15 protein-coding genes are annotated in these 20,435 nt (G+C 48.9%); 4 read left to right on the forward strand and 11 right to left on the reverse strand.

The annotated features are described in order from the left end of the window. Positions 1-8 precede the first annotated feature (8 nt). From paaK to paaY, 3 genes are all read left to right on the forward strand, one after another. Positions 9-1,313 (forward strand): phenylacetate--CoA ligase PaaK, encoded by a 1,305-nt coding sequence (gene paaK / locus DSM2777_RS20485; RefSeq protein WP_046459951.1) that lies wholly within the window; start codon positions 9-11, stop codon positions 1,311-1,313. Positions 1,314-1,440: 127 nt separating this feature from the next. Then, positions 1,441-2,382 carry a phenylacetic acid degradation operon negative regulatory protein PaaX gene (gene paaX, locus DSM2777_RS20490; RefSeq protein ID WP_061555028.1) on the forward strand — a complete coding sequence of 314 codons (942 nt, stop codon included), beginning with the start codon at positions 1,441-1,443 and terminating at the stop codon, positions 2,380-2,382. A 12-nt stretch (positions 2,383-2,394) separates the two neighbouring features. Continuing rightward, the gene (gene paaY / locus DSM2777_RS20495) at positions 2,395-2,991 is read left to right on the forward strand and encodes a phenylacetic acid degradation protein PaaY (protein WP_061555029.1); all 597 of its coding nucleotides are present in this window, start codon (positions 2,395-2,397) and stop codon (positions 2,989-2,991) included. Positions 2,992-3,128: 137 nt separating this feature from the next. Here the strand turns inward: paaY and DSM2777_RS20500 are convergent, their stop codons facing one another. The 4 genes from DSM2777_RS20500 to rlmD form a co-directional block, all read right to left on the reverse strand. Further along, entirely contained in the window at positions 3,129-5,711 is a 2,583-nt protein-coding gene (locus DSM2777_RS20500) for a bifunctional diguanylate cyclase/phosphodiesterase (protein WP_061555030.1), read from the reverse strand. Positions 5,712-5,723: 12 nt separating this feature from the next. Further along, positions 5,724-6,749 (reverse strand): GGDEF domain-containing protein, encoded by a 1,026-nt coding sequence (locus tag DSM2777_RS20505; protein ID WP_061555031.1) that lies wholly within the window; start codon positions 6,747-6,749, stop codon positions 5,724-5,726. Positions 6,750-7,101: 352 nt separating this feature from the next. Then, positions 7,102-9,345, reverse strand: a complete 2,244-nt coding sequence (gene relA / locus DSM2777_RS20510) for a GTP diphosphokinase (protein WP_061555032.1) — start codon at positions 9,343-9,345, stop codon at positions 7,102-7,104. Between the two features lie 34 nt (positions 9,346-9,379). After that, on the reverse strand, positions 9,380-10,696 hold the full coding sequence (gene rlmD, locus DSM2777_RS20515) for a 23S rRNA (uracil(1939)-C(5))-methyltransferase RlmD (protein ID WP_061555033.1): 1,317 nt from the start codon (positions 10,694-10,696) through the stop codon (positions 9,380-9,382). Positions 10,697-10,772: 76 nt separating this feature from the next. Here rlmD and barA point away from each other — a divergent pair, with 76 nt between their 5' ends. Further along, the gene (gene barA / locus DSM2777_RS20520; protein ID WP_061555034.1) at positions 10,773-13,514 is read left to right on the forward strand and encodes a two-component sensor histidine kinase BarA; all 2,742 of its coding nucleotides are present in this window, start codon (positions 10,773-10,775) and stop codon (positions 13,512-13,514) included. Positions 13,515-13,584: 70 nt separating this feature from the next. On the opposite strand, the gene acpS is transcribed toward barA, so the two are convergent. The 7 genes from acpS to lepA all read right to left on the reverse strand — a co-directional run bounded on the left by acpS (position 13,585) and on the right by lepA (position 20,350). Next, positions 13,585-13,965: a holo-ACP synthase gene (acpS, locus tag DSM2777_RS20525; RefSeq protein WP_025800537.1), complete on the reverse strand. Its 381-nt coding sequence runs from the start codon at positions 13,963-13,965 to the stop codon at positions 13,585-13,587. Beyond that, positions 13,965-14,696, reverse strand: coding sequence for a pyridoxine 5'-phosphate synthase (gene pdxJ / locus DSM2777_RS20530; protein WP_025800536.1), 732 nt, complete (start codon positions 14,694-14,696; stop codon positions 13,965-13,967). The genes acpS and pdxJ overlap by 1 nt, the downstream gene beginning before the upstream one ends. Before the next feature lie 131 nt (positions 14,697-14,827). Further along, positions 14,828-15,556, reverse strand: a complete 729-nt coding sequence (recO, locus tag DSM2777_RS20535) for a DNA repair protein RecO (protein ID WP_025800535.1) — start codon at positions 15,554-15,556, stop codon at positions 14,828-14,830. Positions 15,557-15,568: 12 nt separating this feature from the next. Then, entirely contained in the window at positions 15,569-16,474 is a 906-nt protein-coding gene (gene era / locus DSM2777_RS20540; RefSeq protein ID WP_046459942.1) for a GTPase Era, read from the reverse strand. Further along, positions 16,471-17,151, reverse strand: a complete 681-nt coding sequence (gene rnc / locus DSM2777_RS20545) for a ribonuclease III (RefSeq protein WP_008812639.1) — start codon at positions 17,149-17,151, stop codon at positions 16,471-16,473. Before rnc ends, era begins: the two co-directional genes overlap by 4 nt. A 308-nt stretch (positions 17,152-17,459) precedes the next feature. Next, positions 17,460-18,434, reverse strand: coding sequence for a signal peptidase I (lepB, locus tag DSM2777_RS20550; protein WP_046459941.1), 975 nt, complete (start codon positions 18,432-18,434; stop codon positions 17,460-17,462). A gap of 122 nt (positions 18,435-18,556) precedes the next feature. After that, a complete protein-coding gene (gene lepA / locus DSM2777_RS20555; protein WP_025800531.1) occupies positions 18,557-20,350 on the reverse strand; it encodes a translation elongation factor 4 in 1,794 nt (597 codons plus the stop codon). Between the last annotated feature and the right edge of the window lie 85 nt (positions 20,351-20,435).

The raw sequence follows: 20,435 nt of genomic DNA on the forward strand, positions 1-20,435 counted from the left end.
TGGCAAACATGACTAAGACATTACCGCACATTGACCCGATTGAATTCGCCTCATGTGATGAAATTCAGGCATTGCAGCTAGAACGTATGAAGTGGACGCTGCATCACGCCTATAACAACGTGCCGATGTATAAACGCAAATTCGATGCGGCTGGCGTTCATCCTGATGACTTTAAGCAACTGAGCGACATTGCGAAATTCCCCTATACCACCAAGCAAGATCTGCGCGACAACTACCCTTTCGACACCTTCGCTGTGCCGATGGAGCAAGTGGTTCGCGTGCATGCGTCGTCAGGAACGACCGGTCGTCCGACGGTGGTCGGCTATACCCAGCAGGATATCGATAACTGGGCGGATATTGTGGCCCGCTGTTTGCGCTCCGCGGGAGCGACGGCCAAAGACAAAATTCATGTGGCCTACGGCTACGGGTTATTCACCGGGGGTTTAGGCGCGCATTACGGTGCTGAGCGGCTCGGCGCAACCGTCATCCCGATGTCCGGCGGGCAAACGGAAAAACAGGCGCAGCTAATTCTCGACTTCAAACCCGATGTCATCATGGTCACGCCTTCTTATTGCCTGACGTTGATTGACGAGCTCGAGCGCAAAATGGGCGGCGATGCCCGCGGTTGTTCACTGCGCTTGGGCGTATTCGGCGCTGAGCCTTGGACCGATTCTCTGCGCAGCGAAATCGAAACCCGTATGGGGATCAAAGCGCTAGATATTTATGGGCTGTCTGAAGTGATGGGCCCGGGTGTAGCGATGGAGTGCGCCGAATATGCCGACGGCCCAACTATCTGGGAAGATCATTTCTACCCTGAGATCATTCACCCCGATAGCTGCCAAGTGCTGCCAGACGGTGAAGCGGGAGAGTTGGTTTTCACCACCCTAACCAAAGAGGCGATGCCGGTGATCCGCTATCGCACCCGCGATCTTACCCGCTTGCTGCCGGGATCGGCGCGCAATATGCGTCGCATGGATAAGATCACCGGCCGATCCGACGATATGTTAATTATTCGCGGCGTAAACGTGTTCCCTTCTCAGCTTGAAGAACAAATTATGAAGTTCCGCGAGCTGTCGCCGCACTACCAGTTGGAAGTCACACGCAAAGGTAATTTAGATAACCTTTCGGTCAAAGTTGAACTGAAAGAACCTAACGTTCTCAACCACGACCAGCGCTGTGATATCTGCCATCAGCTGCGCCACCATATTAAATCGATGGTCGGCGTGAGTACTCAGGTCAGCATCGTCAACTGCGGTGATATTCCACGCTCAGAAGGTAAAGCCGTTCGCGTGGTCGATTCTCGGGGGCGGTAAGCAATCCCCACCCTAACCCTCCTCTTATTAGGGGAGGGAACCGTTCTGCGCTGTTTGGAAGATCCCACAACTTTTCATCCGGTTATGCTACTGTGATGACACACTAAAAACTGACCGGTGAAGAATAATGGAACATAAAATTGACGACTTTATTCGTCATGCGCTGGATGCCCAGCCGATCAGCGGTACGTCACTGATTATCTCGTTATATGGCGATGCGCTCAGCCATCGTGGCGGTGAGGTTTGGTTAGGTAGCCTGAGTGCGCTGCTTGAGCCCCTTGGGTTTGGCGATCGTTTTGTGCGTACCTCCATTTTTCGGCTACAAAAAGAGGGATGGCTGGACGTTATAAAATTAGGTCGTCGCAGCTTCTATCGCGTCACCGAGCGCGGTATGAATCAGTTTCGTCATGCAGAAAGCAAAATCTATCTCAGCGAACAGCCGGAATGGGATGGGCTGTGGGATTTGTTGTTGCTCGAAATGGCAAGTAAAGCAGAGCGAGTTCGGCTGAAAAAGGCGCTCAGCTGGCTTGGTTTTGGTCAAATGAACAGTTCGCTGATGGCAGCCCCCGCACGGGAACAGAACGATGTTCCCGCCATGCTAAGCGAGCTGAACGCCAGTGAATCAGTGATCTATTTCCGCGCTGACTACCCTTATAACCGCTCGGAACAGAGCTTGAAAGAGCTGGTTTCCACCAGTTGGTCCCTGAATGAAGTTGCAGAGTATTATCATGAGTTTATCGCATCGTTTCGCCCGCTCATGACGCTACTGCGTGATACCCCAGAAGAAGAACTCACTCCCGAACGCTGCTTTCAGCTGCGTTTGCTGTTGATCCACTACTATCGCCGCGTGGTTTTGAAAGATCCGCTGTTGCCCGATGCGCTTTTGCCGAACCAGTGGGAAGGACAGATCGCCCGTAACCTGTGTATCAATATTTACCAACGCATCGATCATGCCGCCACGCGCTATGTGAGTGAAAAAACAGAAACCACCATTGGTGAACTGCCCCAGCCTGCGGTCGCTTACTATCGCCGCTTTGGTGGATTACCTCGAGAAAGCCTTACACTTTAAGGAGACTTAACGATGCCTGTGTATCAGATTGATGGCTTAACCCCCGTAGTCGACAGCAGTAGTTTCGTTCATCCTACCGCGGTTTTAATTGGCGATGTGATTATCGGCAAACGCGTATACATCGGGCCCAATGCCAGCTTGCGCGGCGACTTTGGCCGTATCGTGGTGCAAGATGGGGCGAACATTCAGGATAACTGCGTTATGCATGGATTTCCGCAGCAGGATACCGTGGTGGAAATCGATGGGCATATCGGCCATGGCGCAATTCTGCACGGCTGCCGCATTCGTCGTAATGCGCTCGTTGGCATGAATGCCGTAGTGATGGATGGCGCAGATATCGGTGAAAACACCATTGTTGGCGCAGCGGCTTTTGTGAAAGCGGCCGCAAAATTTGACGCAAATAAGCTGGTGGTTGGCAGCCCCGCCCGCGTAGTACGCGAGCTAAGTGAGCAAGAATTGAGTTGGAAGCGTGCGGGCACCCGCGAATATCAAGAGTTGGTTATCCGCTGCAAAGAAACACTGCGTGAAGTTGAGCCTCTGCGAGAAGAGGAAGCCGACCGCAAGCGGCTGAGTTTCAATGAGGATATTGTGCCGAAGGGGCTGATTTGAGATTTCCTCAGTCACAGCACAATGACGGTGTAAGGTTTCGTTCGCCTATCTCCATCGGAGTCCTTAGCTTACGAAACCAGCCGCCAGAGCCAAAAAAACATTTCACCTCACGACGTTGGCACATCCTATGGTAAGAATTATGGCAAGACCTTCTCTATATCTGGCCACTCGCTGAGCGGCATTGGCCGGGCAAAGTAATACCCCTGTGCTTTTTGGCAGCCCATTGCCTGTAGTTTGTCGGCCACTTCCGCCGTTTCAACCCCTTCGGCCACCAATGGAACATTAAAACCGTGGGATAGCCGGATCACCGCCGACACAATCGATTCGTTGCGGCTATCGGTGAGGACATCGCTAACGAAGTCTTTATCGATTTTTAAGGTATCAAACTCAAGCTTATGCAGATAAGAGAGGCTTGAGAAGCCTGAACCAAAATCATCAATGGCAACAGAAACACCCCCGCGACGGATAGTGCTAATAGTTTCCATCAAGATCTCGGTTTCTTTCATCATGCTCGTTTCGGTAATTTCTATCGAGATGTTGTGCGGCGCAATATTATGCCGTGTCAGCGTGGCAAAAAGACTATGCGAAAAATCTTGCTGCATGAGCTGTACCAGCGAAATATTCACATGCAGTTTAAAGTCGCTTGGCCATTCGCCGCTGGAGAGTTTTTCACTCAGTTGCATACAGGCGTTATCTAACACCCACGCACCGAGAGGAACAATAAAGCCGGTGTCTTCCGCGAGAGGAATAAAGTGATCGGGCCCCACCATGCCGAGTTCTGCATTACGCCAGCGAATTAAGCATTCAGCGCCGGTAATATTACGCGTAGTCAGATTCACAATCGGCTGGAAGACCAAGAAGAACTCGTTTAGCGCTAACGCACTCTTTAGATGACGCAGCATATTGATATTGAGGATTTCTTCAGCGCGAATATCCGAGTGATACAGCATGCTGTAACCGTTGCCTTTGCTACAGGCAAATTTGAGCGCGATATAGGCATCCATAATACTGTCATTGAGCGTGCTCGGATTGATAACGTCATGCACAAAGCCGGTATTTCCCGCATACACTTGCCCATCGGCATCATGCTCTGCATCTAATCCCCTGAAGAAACGCTCAAATTTATGTTGCTCTGCTAAGCAGAATTCCTGCGTCTTAACGCCTGGATAGCAAATAATAAACCGCTCTTCGGCATCTCGCGCAAGCCATGTTCCTACGGGCAAAATTGCCTGTAAGTCTTGAATAAAGCGCGATACAAAGTCTCTGCCGTAGCTGCGGCCTAAACTGCTGGTAATAGCATTGAAATTACTTAAAGCAACAATCGCGAGCAATCCAATCGTATAACCACCCTGCTCTTCATGACATTCTCGAAACTTGCCCAGCAATCCCCTGCGCGTCAGCAGCTTAGTGTCTTCATCAATATTGAGCTGATTTTCAAGCTTTAGGAACATGCCTTCCAGCTCATCCGACATTTGTGCAAAGGCGGTATTCAGCACCCTAATTTCAGAAAATTGAGCCTGATGATTAAGGCTTGGCTTCCATTTTCGGCGGGCAATCATCGGCGCTTGCCGTGCAATGTCTAATATCGGATTCGTTACCATCGAGAGTAATTTCACCGCGATCAATGAACCCACTGCAAATATAATGACCGACAGAATAATAGTAATAATACGGTTGCTCAGTAAGTCGCCGGTTAAATCATCCTGAGCCGACAGCACAACAATCCGCCATCCAGGCAAATTAAGATCGTTTCCTACCGGCATCACTTTGCCAAAATACATGGAGCTACCGGATTGAATTCGCTCCACTTCGCTAGGGTTATTTTGCAGGATCTTTACCGTTGATTTTATTAACGGATCGGTACTGTCCATGACCGAAACCAGCCCGCCACCGTCCTGATCGGCAATGCCAAATGAGAGATCGGAAATGAGATAATCATCTTTAGAAGAGGCAATAATCTGGTTAGAACCGTTAACAATAAAAATGACGTTGTTTTCATTTTTTGTCAGTTCCATCAGATAGCGACTAAATCGGCTTAAGCGCAGATCGCTTGAGATAACGCCAATGTAGCGATTTTTTTTGTCATACACCGGAGAGCTAAAAGAGATGCTGATGCCGCTATCTGAGTTGAAGTCTCGATAGGCTCTGGTCCATGAGGATTGTTTACTTTCATCAACATAACGAAACCAAGGTCGTTGGCTAACGTCATAGTGTTCAATGCTTTCTCTCGGTTTTTCATCCTGAGACAGGCCATTGTAGTAATTCAGCCTGCCCTGTGTGACTCGCGACTTCAGGATAAGATATTCTTTATCCGTAATATTATTCCTACCGACGCCGATATAGTGGCCATCCCTCGTGCCAAGCGCCACCATGCTTAAATATTTGTCACCCGAAAAAATTCGCCCCATGGTTTGAAGCAGAATTTCTTTTATAAACGGCATTTGATCGCTGGTTTCGCTGAAATCCATGGCTTTCAGTGACGTAGCGACGGCGGCATTCGACTGCTTGGGCACATTGATATAGTGCTCCAACATACTTTTTACCGTTTCACCTTTAGACGTGATGACCTTTTCGCTCATCCGATTCAGCGCATGGTTCTCTTGCTGAAACTGGAGATAAAGAATAAAGATGACAATAAACGTGGTAAAAAACACGAATACCGAGAGGACAATAGTCTTGAGAGAGTAGCTCTCTATAAACGCCAATTTATTTTTTTTCATACAAACTAGTGCTCAGAAGGTGAACTGTTTCTTACCGCGACTCTTCGACTCGTATAAGTTAACATCTGCCAGTTTCATTGTCGTGGAAATATCGTTATCAAACTTCGCAACACCAATTGAAACGGTCATTTTTGCCGTTACGCTCTCAGAAATATAGAGTTTCTCATCATTAATATCATGCAAAATTTGCTCAGTAACATGTTTGGCATCCTGTAGGGAGGCATTAAACAAAAAGACCACAAACTCGTCGCCTCCCATTCGCACAATAATATCACTTGCCTTGATGTTGCCCTGCATAATCTTTGTGCACTTGTACAAAGCTTCATCACCAATATCATGACCATAGCTGTCGTTGATTTGTTTAAAATGGTCGATATCGATGGCAAGAATATAGTCTAGACCTGCTCGCTTTTTAATCTTAGGAATATAACGGCGGTTATAGGCTTTGGTCAAAAAATCCATATAGTAATCTTTGTTCATCTTGTCAAAGATATCTATATAGTAAAGTCCATGTAACGTGCGGATAACAGCAATAAGAAAAGGGATCAAGATCAGCAATATTAGCTGCCAATGAAACGTATATTTTATCTTCTCTAATGACTCTTCAATGATAGCTTTAAAGTTTGGCGTATTCTGCGACAGAATCATGATGTCAGAATCGCCATGCCTCGCATTGATAACCCGATTAAATAGTTCGTTTGACGCTGTTTCTTCATTATCTTTTAAGCGTTCAGGAATTGAAAAACTGTGCAGTAAATTAATATAGTTTGAATAACTCAGATACAAGGCTTGCAATTGGCTATCTTTGAGTTTCTCATTCTTTTTTCGATTATCTACATTATAAAACGTAGATGCGGAGAGTGAGAGAAAATCACTGCGGGCGCTGGAAAGTTTAAGTAGAAATTCCATCTGCTTAACGGTTGTTTCAGTTTTGTAATAGAAAAGTGTAAAACAGGCGGCGCTGATAACGAACAAGATGACCGTTATTACATCCTGACGTTGGCTTAACAACCGGAAAAAAAGATTATTTGAGCTCATAAGCCAAACCAGAATTTTCTCATGAGTAGATTATTCTCTTTAGGATTATTGTCTAAAAGGCACAACTGAGGGCACATACTCAGTGAATATTTCTTTGATAATAAGTCAGATGTAAATAATTATCCAGAGATGCATCATGAGACTGAGAAATTGCGCATTATTATGAAATGAAAATCACGCTTGATAACTAGATGGAAGGTAGTAAATAGCTGATAAGTAAAGGCTAAAAATTAATTTTGAAATTAAATGATGTATTAATAGTTAAATCTAATTTAATAAGATTTTTATTAAATATAGAATTATCTTAATCAAAATAGAGGCGGCGAATAACGCCACCTCTATTTGCAGTTAGTTATTTCTCTGTTTTTCCACCATGTAAACGACGCGCATCGATTACGTCCGGTAACTGATTTAATTTCGCCAGCACACGTCCAAGCACCTGCAGGTTATAAATTTCGATATCCATATCAATCGTTGCCAGCTGCTTTTTAGTATCACTACGGCTAGCAACACCCAGCACGTTAACCTTCTCATTGGCAAGAATGGTGGTGATATCACGTAGCAGGCCACTGCGATCGTTAGCCATCACGCGCACCACCAGCGAATAGCCACTGGAATAGCTTTCGCCCCATACTGCGTCAATGATACGTTCAGGCGCATGGGAGCGCAGTTCATTCAGCTGATCGCAATCAGAGCGGTGGATTGAAATACCGCGCCCCTGAGTGATAAAGCCGATGATTTCATCCCCAGGAATCGGCTGGCAGCAGCGTGCAATGTGGTGCATTAAATTACCCACACCTTCCACCACCACGCGGCCGCTGCTCTTATCACTGCGTGATTGAGATTGGCCTTTTTGCGTAAGCTGTTTTAGCGCTTCCCGATCCGCTTCTTCCGCACTTGGCTTGTTAGTCTTGCCTTGCAGGAAGTTGACCATTTGGTTAACGCGGATATCGCCGCCGCCTATCGCCGCCAAAACCTCATCCATCGAGTTGACGTTATAGCGAGGGATCAGAAGCTTCTCCGCTTCTTTCAGGCTGATATCCAAGCGCTCAAGCTCATCATCCAGAATTTGGCGACCGGCAAGAATGTTTTTGTCTCGATCTTGTTTGCGGAACCAGTTATGGATTTTGGCGCGTCCACGGCTGGTTGTCACATAACCAAGGTTCGGGTTCAGCCAGTCGCGGCTTGGGTTCGGCTGCTTCTGGGTGATAATTTCAACCTGATCGCCCATCTGTAGCTGATAAGTGAACGGCACGATGCGGCCACCAATTTTGGCACCGATGCAGCGATGACCTACGTCGCTGTGAATATGGTAAGCAAAGTCGAGCGGCGTTGAGCCCGCAGGGAGATCGACGACGTCGCCTTTTGGCGTAAACACATAAACGCGATCGTCAAATACCTGACTGCGTACCTCATCCAGCATCTCCCCGGAATCGGCCATCTCTTCTTGCCATGCAATCAGCTTACGCAGCCATGCAATTCGGCCTTCATAGCCAGAGCGTCCCGCAGCCTGCGGCCCTTCTTTATATTTCCAGTGCGCCGCAACGCCCAGCTCCGCATCTTCATGCATCTGGCGAGTACGGATCTGAATCTCTAGCGTTTTACCACGCGGGCCTAAAACGACGGTATGAATCGACTGATAACCATTAGGTTTAGGGTTAGCCACATAGTCGTCAAATTCATTCGGCAAATGACGATAGTGAGTGTGCACTATCCCCAGCGCCGCGTAACAATCCTGCAAGCGCTCAACCACGATGCGTACTGCACGTACATCAAATAGCTCATCAAACGCCAATGCCTTTTTCTGCATTTTGCGCCAGATGCTGTAAATGTGTTTTGGTCGACCATAAATTTCGGCTTTGACACCTTCTTTGGCCATTTCCTTGCGCAGCGCTTCAACAAAATCGTCAATGAACTGTTCACGATCGATACGGCGTTCATGCAGCAGTTTGGCAATCTTTTTATATTCATCAGGATGCAGGTAGCGGAAGCAGAAATCTTCTAGCTCCCATTTTAGCTGCCCAATCCCCAGACGATTTGCCAATGGCGCATAGATGTTGAAACACTCTTTGGCTGCTAATACGCGTTCTTCTTCCGGCGCATCTTTGACTTCGCGCAGATGAGCAATTCGCTCAGCGAGCTTTATCACCACGCAGCGGAAATCTTCCACCATCGCCAGCAGCATACGGCGGATATTATCCACCTGCTCGGAGGCGCCGGAGTCACTTTGGGTGGCTTTTAACGCGCGGATAGCATCCATTTCCAGCACACCATGCACCAGATTGGTAATCTCTTTACCAAAATCTTCTTCGACGGTTTCACGGTCGATAACCTTGGCTTCCACCAGAGGAAACAGCAGCGCGGTGCGCATACTGTCGTTGTCCATACTGAGCGTGGAGAGAATTTCCACCATCTCAACGCCGCGCCACAGTAATAATGCCGCGTCAGGATGGTTAAGTGTTTTTTGCTGACAATAACGCCAAGTTGCAGAGAGACGCTCACACGACTGCTGGTTCGACAGATTCAGGCTCTTCACCCACTCATCAAGGGCAAATTCACCAGCCGTATTTAAATGGGCACTTCTTACCGCAACCATATCCTCTCCCTTTTACTCATCAACTTGAGCCGTACTACGACGCAACAAACAACGCCATCGACTCTAAATGCCCCGTGTGGGGAAACATATCTAGCATTCGCACGCGCTCCATTCGGTAACCCGCTGCGATTAAAATCTGACTGTCACGCGCAAGCGTGGTGGGATTACAGGAAACATAAACCACCTTCTGCGGTGCCAGTTTAACAATGTGGTCCATGACGCCTGCGGCACCAGCTCGCGCTGGATCCAACAATACTTTGTCAAACCCAAGTTTAGCCCATGGCTGCCGAGTCACATCATCCTCCAAGTTATGCTGGAAGAACTCGACGTTATTCAATGCATTAATCTGGGCATTATACAGACCATTTGCGACCAGCGTAGCAACACCTTCAACGCCAACGACCTGTTTTGCGCGTTTTGCTAACGGTAATGTGAAGTTGCCCATGCCACAGAACAGGTCTAACACGCGATCCGTGGATTCTACCTCTAGCCACTCCAACGCCTGCGCAACCATTCGTTGATTCACCGCGTCGTTGACCTGAATAAAATCTCTTGGACTAAAAAATAGGCGCAGCCCATCAACCTGATAAAACGGTACGTCATCGCACAGCTTAACCAGTTCGTCTTCATTACCCTGCAGGTAGAGCATAACGCGATGCTGCGCACTAAAAGTGTGCAATCGGGCCAAATCTTGCTCCTTCAACGGATCAAGGTGGCGCAATACCAATACGGGGCCATTGTCGGCTAATACCAGTTCGGCATGGCCAAGACGGCGAACCGCCTTCATTCCGGCCAGACATTCATGCAGCGGTTGCAAAAGCGATGCCAGCGCAGGCGCTAATACAGGGCATGCTTTAACAGGCACTAAATCATTAGATCCTGACTTGCGAAAGCCCATCACCAACTGCTGTTGCTTCGGCTGGAATTGCAATCCTAGGCGCGCACGCCGACGGTAGCCGTATTCTGGCCCGCTGATAACGGATTCTGGTATGATATCCAAACCCGTTTCGCGGCTAATCAGGCGCTGAAGGGAAGCCGATTTGCTGCGCTGCTGCAGGGGCTCACTGGCATGTTGTTGCTGGCACCCGCCACAGATACCAAAATGTGGGCAACGTGGCGCTACGCGCTCTGGGCTGCGAGTCAGTAAACGTTTTACTTTGGCGCGAGCGAACTGCTTTTTATCTTCGGTTAAAGTGACTTCGGCTTGCTCATCTGGCAATAGGCCAGAAATAAAGATAGCTTTACCATTGTGGCGCGCAACGCCCTGGCCAAAAGGATCAAGGTCGGTTGCCGTCACAGTTATGGTTTGTCGGGTCGCCACACGGCGTCCCGGAGAGTAAAATTGAGCCATGTTTTATCGATTTGTTGTTGGTTTTAGCTTTCGCTAATAATGATATCTGCCACCAATTCTCCCACATTGGACCCACATGACCAAATACAGCCTGCGTGCGCGCATGATGGTACTGATTTTAGCCCCCACTTTATTGATTGGTTTGCTGCTCAGTACTTTCTTCGTTGTTCATAGATACAATGAGTTACAAGCACAATTGGTGGATTCCGGAGCCAGTATCATTGAACCGCTTGCCGTGGCAAGCGAATACGGTATGACCTTCCGCAGTCGTGAAGCGGTACGACAGCTGATTGGTCTTCTGCATCGCCGTCATTCCGATATCGTGCGTTCCATCGCCGTTTTTGACGATAATAACGATCTATTCGTCACCTCGAACTATCACCATAACTATTCGTTGCTACAGCTCCCCAAAGGGGTGCCGATGCCTAACGACCTGATGCTTTCCAAGCATGGGGATTCGTTAATCCTGCGCACGCCGATCATCTCAGAAGACCGATTTATCGATGCCACCAGCGCCGAAAACCCGCATCTTGGCTATATCGCGGTTGAATTGGATCTGCGCTCGGTGCGCTTACAGCAATACAAAGAAGTATTTGTTGCTACGTTGCTGCTGATTATCTGTATGTGTATTGCGTTACTGCTTGCCTACCGGCTGATGCGCGATGTCACAGGACCTATCCGTAACATGGTTAACACCGTTGACCGTATTCGTCGCGGGCAGCTCGACAGTCGTGTAGAAGGCCATATGCTGGGTGAGCTGGATATGCTCAAAAACGGTATTAATTCGATGGCAATGTCTCTAACGGCCTACCACGAAGAGATGCAGCAAAATATCGATCAGGCCACTTCTGATCTGCGAGAAACGCTTGAGCAGATGGAGATCCAAAACGTCGAGCTAGACTTAGCTAAAAAACGCGCTCAGGAAGCCGCACGAATTAAATCTGAGTTTTTAGCCAATATGTCGCATGAGCTGCGCACGCCGCTCAACGGCGTCATCGGTTTTACTCGACAGGTGCTGAAAACACCGCTTAACGCGACCCAAAGTGACTACTTACAGACCATTGAGCGCTCGGCCAATAACCTGCTCACCATCATTAACGATGTGCTTGATTTCTCGAAGCTTGAAGCCGGTAAACTGGTACTGGAACATATTCCTTTCCTGTTGCGTGAAACCATCGATGAAGTCACCGTCCTACTGGCTCCTAGCGCACACGAAAAAGGCATTGAGCTCACGCTGAATATTCGTAACGACGTTCCCGAACATGTGATCGGCGACCCGATGCGAATACAGCAAGTCCTCACTAACCTGTTAGGCAATGCGATCAAGTTTACCGAGAAAGGGAATATTGATATTCGCATTGAGCTACGTAGCGCCACCCCACATCAGGTTGAGCTGGAAGTCTTGGTGCACGATACCGGTATTGGTATCTCAGAACGCCAGCAATCACAGCTGTTCCAAGCATTCCGTCAGGCAGATGCCAGTATTTCTCGTCGTCATGGCGGTACCGGACTGGGCTTGGTCATCACCCAGAAACTGGTGAATGAAATGGGTGGCGATATTAGCTTCCATAGCCAGCCGAACAAAGGCTCTACATTCTGGTTCCATATTCAGCTCGAGCTCAACCATAACGCACCGGCAAGTCACTTCCCGATGCAGCGTTTAGCTGGGCAAAAACTGCTTTATGTCGAGTCAAACCCAGTTGCGGCACAGTGTACGCTGGACTTGCTTCAGGCGACGCCGTTGGAGGTGAGCTACAGCCCACTTCTAGCGCAGGTTATTCCTGATTCCCACTACGATATTCTACTGGTGGGACTACCTGTTAACTTCACCTATGACGATGCACAGGGCCGAGATAAGCTGAAAACCGCGTTGTCCTTAGCCAACCGCGTAATTCTTGCTATGCCGAGCCACAAACTGCTCTATAGCGATGAATTGAAAGAACAAGGAGTACGCAGCTGTTTAGCCAAACCGCTGACCAGCAACCGCTTGCTGCCTATTTTACTGGATAATAGCCTACCGAAACGTGCACCGGTGGTGATTGAGCATAAGGTTGAACGCCTGCCGCTGAACGTTATGGCGGTTGATGATAATCCAGCTAACCTTAAGCTTATTGGTGCGCTATTAGGTGAGCTGGTCGAACAAATTATTCTGTGCCATAGCGGTGAAGAAGCGATTGCCCAAGTGAAAGAGCACCGCTTAGACATCATCCTCATGGATATTCAAATGCCAGAAATGGATGGCATTCGTACCAGTGAATTAATCCGCAAAATACCACGCTATGTTGATACACCAATTATCGCCGTAACGGCTCATGCTATTAACGGTGAACGTGAGCGCCTACTTCGCGCAGGGATGGATGACTATCTGGCAAAACCCATCGACGAAAATATGCTGCGTCAGCTTCTGGCACGCTACTATCGCGATCCTAACCAGCAAGAATCACATACCGCAGCGGCATCACTCGAAGCCGATAGCGATCTGACGCTCGATTGGGAAATGGCACTGCGGCAAGCGGCTAACAAAGAAGAGCTGGCACGAGATTTACTCCAGATGCTGTTGGAGTTCCTTCCGCAGGTCAAAACGCAGGTGGAAGCGGCTCTCGAAGGTAATCAGGAACCGGCGATAGTGGACATTATTCACAAGCTACACGGTAGCTGTAGTTATAGCGGCCTTCCTCGCTTGAAACGTCTTTGTCGTTATATCGAGCAGCAGCTACGCCACGAAATTGCGGTGAGCGATTTAGAGCCGGAGTGGATGGAGTTACTCGACGAAATTGAAAACGTAGAAAAAGCCGCACAGGAGAAACTGAACGGCTAGCGTTGTTGGGCGCTCAATCACGGGTAAAACGATGATTGAGCGCGAGCTAGATAGCTATTTTCTACAGCAATTAACCTTCAACAATCACGGTTGCGCAGGCATAGCGACGTTCATCAGCCAAAGAAACGTGAATAGACGTAATCCCCATTTCTTGCGCCAGCTCAGCGGCACGGCCGTGTAAACGCAGCACCGGCTTGCCCAACGAATCGTTGTAAACTTCAAACTGAGCAAAGGCCAGCCCGTTACGAATACCGGTGCCAAATGCCTTAGCCGCCGCCTCTTTCACCGCAAAACGCTTGGCTAAATAACGAATTTTCTGCTGATGAGCGCAGTATTGCTCCCATTCAGCGGGCGCCAATACGCGTTTCGCCATTTGATCGCCACTGCGCTCGACCACGGCTTCAATACGAGAGATTTCAACGATATCGGTGCCCAAACCTAAAACAGCCATTAGCGACGCGCTTCCAACATCAGCTGTTTCATCGCACTCACGGCCTCAGGTAAACCACTCATCACTGCGCGACCAATAATGCTGTGGCCAATATTTAGCTCATGCATTTCAGGTAATGCCGCAATCGGTAGAACGTTATGATAGGTCAAACCGTGTCCCGCATTGACTTTCAAACCACGCTCGTTGGCAAAACGCGCGGCTTGAGCAATACGTTCAAATTCGGCCTGACGCTTTAGTTCGCATTCTGCATCGGCATAAGCACCGGTGTGAATTTCAATATAGGGCGCGCCAACGCTCACTGCGGCTTCAATCTGGCGCTGGTCGGGATCGATAAACAGCGATACCAAAATGCCCGCCTGAGTGAGGCGTTCTACGGCAACGGTCATTTTATCCAACTGACCCGCAACGTCTAACCCGCCTTCGGTGGTTACTTCTTGGCGTTTCTCAGGTACTAAACAGCAAAAATGCGGCTTCAGTTCACAGGCGATATCGATCATCTCATCGGTCACAGCCATTTCCAGATTCATACGCGTCTGAATGGTTTGGCGCAGCAAACGCACGTCGCGATCGGTGATGTGACGGCGGTCTTCGCGCAGATGCACGGTGATCCCATCGGCCCCAGCCTGCTCTGCAATAAAAGCCGCTTGAACAGGGTCTGGATACTGGGTGCCACGCGCATTGCGCAGGGTTGCGATATGATCGATATTGACGCCCAACAGTAAATCAGCCATGACAAATCCTCTTAAGAAAACGTTTAAGTCAGAGATTACAGACAGAATAAGGCTTAGTTCGCATCAGTGTACACCGAACTTAGCGGGATCGGGTCAGACAGAATTATTGCGATGTAGGGGACAGTAAGATTTTAAGCAGATGCAGGTTTGACTGGGCGTTTTCCGACAAACTGACGGAACAGTTCACGGCTTTTTAACGGTTTTCCGCCTAAATAGGGTTTCAGCGCCATACGGGTAAAACGTTTAGCCGCACGCAGCGTGAGTGGATCAGGGAATCTACGCTCGGCCAACGCTTTTAAATCGCGGCCGGTAAAGCTGAGCTGATCGACCAGCAAGCTGGCGATAAACCCCTTCTCTTCACGGTAGCGATAAGTCATCTCATCAGAGACAGGTTCGCCGCTGCCCGCGCAGTGCAGAAAATCGATGCCATAGCCAAGGTTGCCCAGCAAAGCGAGTTCGAATTCACGCAGCGTATGTTCAGGAGAGCCGACGGTCGCCGCCAGATTTTGTAAACAGTTGAGGTAATCGAAGAATAACGAAGAGTAGTTGGTTTCCTGCTCAAGCACGCGGGAAACCAGCTCATTGACATACAGACCGCTATAGAGCGAGATACCCGTTAGCGGTAGTCCTAATGAAACAGGCTCAGCATTACGTAGGGTTTTGACTTCCCCTTTACCGCCCCAGCGAACCAGAAGCGGCGTGAAAGGTTGTAACGCACCTTTGAGACTCGAGCGTTTACTACGTGCGCCTTTCGCCAACAGACGTACACGCCCGTGCCCTTCAGTGAACAGGTCTAACAGGAGACTGGTTTCACTATAAGGACGCCCATGTAACACAAATGCGCGTTGCCAACCTTCCATAGGCGCGATCTCTTAGAGATCTTCACCATAACCCAAGCTGCGCAGCGCACGTTCGTCGTCTGCCCAACCGGATTTAACCTTAACCCACAGCTCAAGATGGACTTTAGCTTCAAACATGGCTTCCATGTCTTGGCGAGCTTCAATACCAATCGTCTTGATTTTAGTGCCTTTATTACCGATAACCATCTTCTTCTGGCCTTCACGTTCAACCAGAATCAGACCGTTAATGTCATAACCACCACGTTCGTTAGAAACGAAGCGTTCAATTTCAACAGTAACGGAATACGGCAGCTCTTCGCCCAAGAAACGCATCAGTTTTTCACGGATGATTTCAGACGCCATAAAGCGCTGTGAGCGGTCAGTAATGTACTCTTCTGGGAAGTGATGAATCGCTTCCGGCAGTTTTTTACGCACAATGCTGGCGATGGTATCGACGTTCGTTCCCTTCTCCGCAGAGATTGGAACCACGTCCATAAAGTTCATCTGTTCGCTGAGGAACTGGATATGTGGCAGCAAAGCCGCTTTATCCTGAACGTTATCGACTTTGTTGATCGCTAAGATAACCGGCGCTTTCAAATCACGCAGTTTATTCACGACCATTTCGTCATCGGCGGTCCAGTGTGTCCCTTCAACAACGAAAATCACCAGCTCAACGTCACCGATTGAGCTGCTGGCTGCGCGGTTCATCAAACGGTTGATGGCGCGTTTTTCTTCAATATGCAACCCGGGGGTGTCCACGTAGATGGCCTGATATGGCCCTTCCGTGTGAATACCCATAATGCGGTGGCGGGTCGTTTGTGGCTTACGCGAGGTGATCGAAATCTTCTGCCCCAGTAATTGGTTCAGCAATGTCGATTTGCCAACGTTAGGACGTCCAACGATGGCAATAAATCCGCAATAAGTTGTTTCTTCGCTCATTCAAGCTCCAGCTGTTTCAGCGCTTGTTCAGCCGCTGCCTGCTCGGCCTTGCGACGACTTGAGCCAACACCGATAACCGGTTCGCTCAGGCCGCTGACCTGACAGTGAATAGTAAATTCTTGATCGTGTGCTTCACCGCGAACCTGCACCACCAAATAAGATGGCAGTGGCAGATGGCGTCCCTGCAAGAACTCTTGCAGACGCGTTTTCGGGTCTTTCTGCTTATCACCTGGACTTATCTCGTCCAAGCGTGAGCGGTACCAATCAAGGATCAGTCGTTCAATCGTTTGGATATCACTATCCAGGAAAATGCCGCCAATTAACGCTTCTACGGTGTCAGCTAAAATAGATTCGCGGCGGAAGCCACCACTTTTTAACTCACCCGGCCCAAGACGCAGGCACTCCCCCAAATCAAATTCTCGTGCCATTTCTGCCAGCGTATTTCCACGTACTAACGTAGCACGCATGCGGCTCATGTCGCCCTCATCAACCCGCGGGAAGCGGTGATACAGCGCATTGGCAATAACGAAACTAAGAATTGAGTCGCCCAGAAACTCAAGACGTTCATTGTGTTTGCTGCTGGCACTGCGATGAGTCAATGCCTGCAATAACAGCTCCTGCTGTTGAAAAGTATAGCCCAGCTTCTTTTGAAGCCGGTTAGTTACGATGGGATTCATGAGATACCAAATAGATCTAGAATGCGTCAAAAACCGCAGCATACGGAACAGGCCTGCTTGCCATTAGCCAATCCAAAGCTGTTTCGTTTGCAGTGGCTTCCAGATCGGAAGCCAACTTTTTATCGCTCGAAGGGGTATTCTACAACGACTGAAAATATAATGCTGCGGTAATATGCCTTATTCGCTGAAGTTGCCTAGCTATTAATGCAACGGAAATAAGTTTAGGCGCATATTTTAATGCCGATTAAAACTTCGCGCTGATTTCACGCTGTAGGAAGAGCCCCACAGCGTGAATGATGAGCAGCAAATTAGTGGATCCCACCAATACGACTCAGGCGAACGCCAGTTGGCCATTGCCCTTCTTGCTTTTCAAAGCTCATCCAGATTGCCGTCGCTTTACCAACGAGATTCTGCTCAGGAACAAAGCCCCAATAACGGCTATCAGCGCTGTTATCACGGTTGTCGCCCATCATGAAGTAATGACCTTCAGGAACCACCCATACGCCCTGTGGCTGACCTGGCTGACGGTAGTAGCGTGACATCATGTCCTGCGCCTGAGGCACAGTCAGAATCCGATGGGTAACGGTACCCAGCGTTTCTTTACGCTCACTCATGCGGTATCCATCATCCACGTTTTGATCCAATGGAATCTGGAAGAAGCCGCTGCTGGCTTCGCCATTACCCATTTGGCCAAAGGTCTGCACCCACTCGCTTGGCTCAGCCGCGCTGTAGGTAATTGGCAGTAACTTGTCGCAGTTCTGCCCTGTTTGGCAGGCTGGGTAAACCGTAACTTCTTTACTGTATGGATCGTAAGTGACTTTATCACCCGGTAAACCAATGGCGCGTTTGATATAGTCCAAACGTGGATCCAGCGGATATTTAAATACCACGATATCGCCGCGCTTAGGATGTCCGGTTGGAATAATCGTGTGCTGCGCGACAGGCTCTTTAATTCCATAGGCAAACTTTTCTACCAGAATGAAATCGCCGATCAGCAGCGTCGGCATCATTGAACCTGATGGGATCTGGAAAGGCTCATAAATAAATGAGCGAATAATCAGAACCAGTGCCAAAACAGGGAAAACGGATACGCAGGTTTCAATCCAACCTGAGGTTTTCACCGCGTCTTTGGCTGTCTGCTTATCTAAACCGTCAACCGTTTGGGCGTTAATCGCCTCGATCTTTGCTCGACGCGCCGGAGCTAACTTAAAGCGGTCGATACACCAAATAACCCCGGTCACCAACGTTGCGATCACCAGAATTAGAGCAAACATATTGGCCATGCCAATAACTCCTTAAATAACCCCCGTAGTTTCAACTTTAACGAGAACGAGGTTGAAATCTACTTGGGCATAAGCCTCTCAATGATAACGGCACCTCAATCGGTGCCGCTCATCATAGAACTTTAGTCTTTACCTACGTGCAGAATGGCCAAGAAGGCTTCCTGCGGCAGTTCGACGTTGCCGACCTGCTTCATACGTTTCTTACCGTCTTTCTGCTTCTGCAGCAGCTTTTTCTTACGGCTAACGTCGCCGCCGTAACACTTAGCAAGAACGTTTTTACGCAGCTGCTTAACCGTTGAACGCGCAATAATTTGGTTACCGATAGCCGCTTGAATCGCAATATCAAACTGCTGACGCGGGATCAGTTCTTTCATCTTCTCAACCAGTTCACGGCCACGATACTGCGCGTTGTCACGATGGGTGATCAGCGCCAGCGCATCCACGCGTTCGTTGTTGATTAAGACGTCAACGCGAACCATGTCAGACTGCTGGAAACGTTTGAAGCTGTAATCCAGCGACGCATAACCACGCGATGTAGACTTGAGGCGGTCGAAGAAATCGAGCACCACTTCTGCCATCGGTATTTCATAGGTTAGCGCAACCTGATTGCCGTGATAAACCATATTAGTCTGAACACCACGCTTCTCGATACAAAGCGTAATAACGTTACCAAGATACTCTTGTGGTAACAGCATATGACATTCAGCGATCGGCTCACGCAGCTCTTCGATATTGTTGATTGGCGGTAGCTTAGACGGGCTATCAACAAAGATCTCTTCACCACCGGTGGTTTGGATCTGATACACAACCGTTGGCGCCGTTGTGATCAAGTCTAGATCGTATTCACGCTCCAGACGCTCCTGGATGATCTCCATGTGCAATAAGCCCAAGAAACCACAGCGGAAGCCGAAGCCTAGCGCGGTTGATGTTTCTGGCTCATAGAACAAAGACGCATCATTCAGGCTTAATTTGCCCAACGCATCGCGGAAAGCTTCATAGTCATCAGAGCTTACAGGGAACAGACCCGCGTAAACCTGAGGTTTTACTTTTTTGAAGCCCGGCAAAGATTTTTCGGCTGGATTACGTGCCAGCGTCAAGGTATCGCCCACTGGCGCGCCGTGGATGTCTTTAATCGCACATACCAACCAGCCAACTTCGCCGCAGTTAAGTACGTCGCGGTCGATCTGCTTCGGCGTGAAGATACCAAGACGGTCAGCGTTATAGGTCTGACCGGTGCTCATTACCTTAACTTTCTCGCCTTTGCGCAGTGAACCGTTTTTAATACGGATCAAAGAAACCACGCCCAGATAGTTATCGAACCATGAGTCGATAATCAGCGCCTGTAATGGGCCTTCTGGATCACCTTCCGGTGCAGGGATATCGCGAACCAGACGTTCAAGCACTTCAGGAACGCCAACGCCGGTTTTTGCTGAGCAACGCACAGCATCCATAGCGTCGATACCGACGATATCTTCAATTTCCTGAGCTGCGCGATCGGGATCGGCCGCTGGCAGGTCAATTTTGTTCAGAACAGGAACCACTTCCAGATCCATTTCCATGGCTGTATAGCAGTTAGCTAGCGTCTGGGCTTCAACGCCCTGACCTGCGTCCACCACCAGCAATGCACCTTCACACGCCGCCAGAGAACGAGAAACCTCATAAGAGAAGTCAACGTGTCCCGGAGTATCGATGAAGTTCAGCTGATAAGTTTCCCCATCCTGTGCTTTATAGTCGAGCGTTACGCTCTGCGCTTTAATAGTGATGCCGCGCTCACGTTCCAGATCCATAGAATCCAGAACTTGCGCTGCCATTTCACGGTCAGTCAAACCGCCACAAATCTGAATAATACGGTCAGACAGTGTCGACTTACCGTGGTCAATATGTGCGATAATGGAGAAATTTCGTATACGCTTCATTATTAAGATATTTTGCCTGATGATTTCTAGATTACTCGCCTAAGGACACACTGATGGGTTCAAAGCGATGGTTTAACGTTTGGCG

This window comes from Obesumbacterium proteus (assembly GCF_001586165.1).
Taxonomy (GTDB): Bacteria; Pseudomonadota; Gammaproteobacteria; order Enterobacterales; family Enterobacteriaceae; genus Hafnia; species Hafnia protea.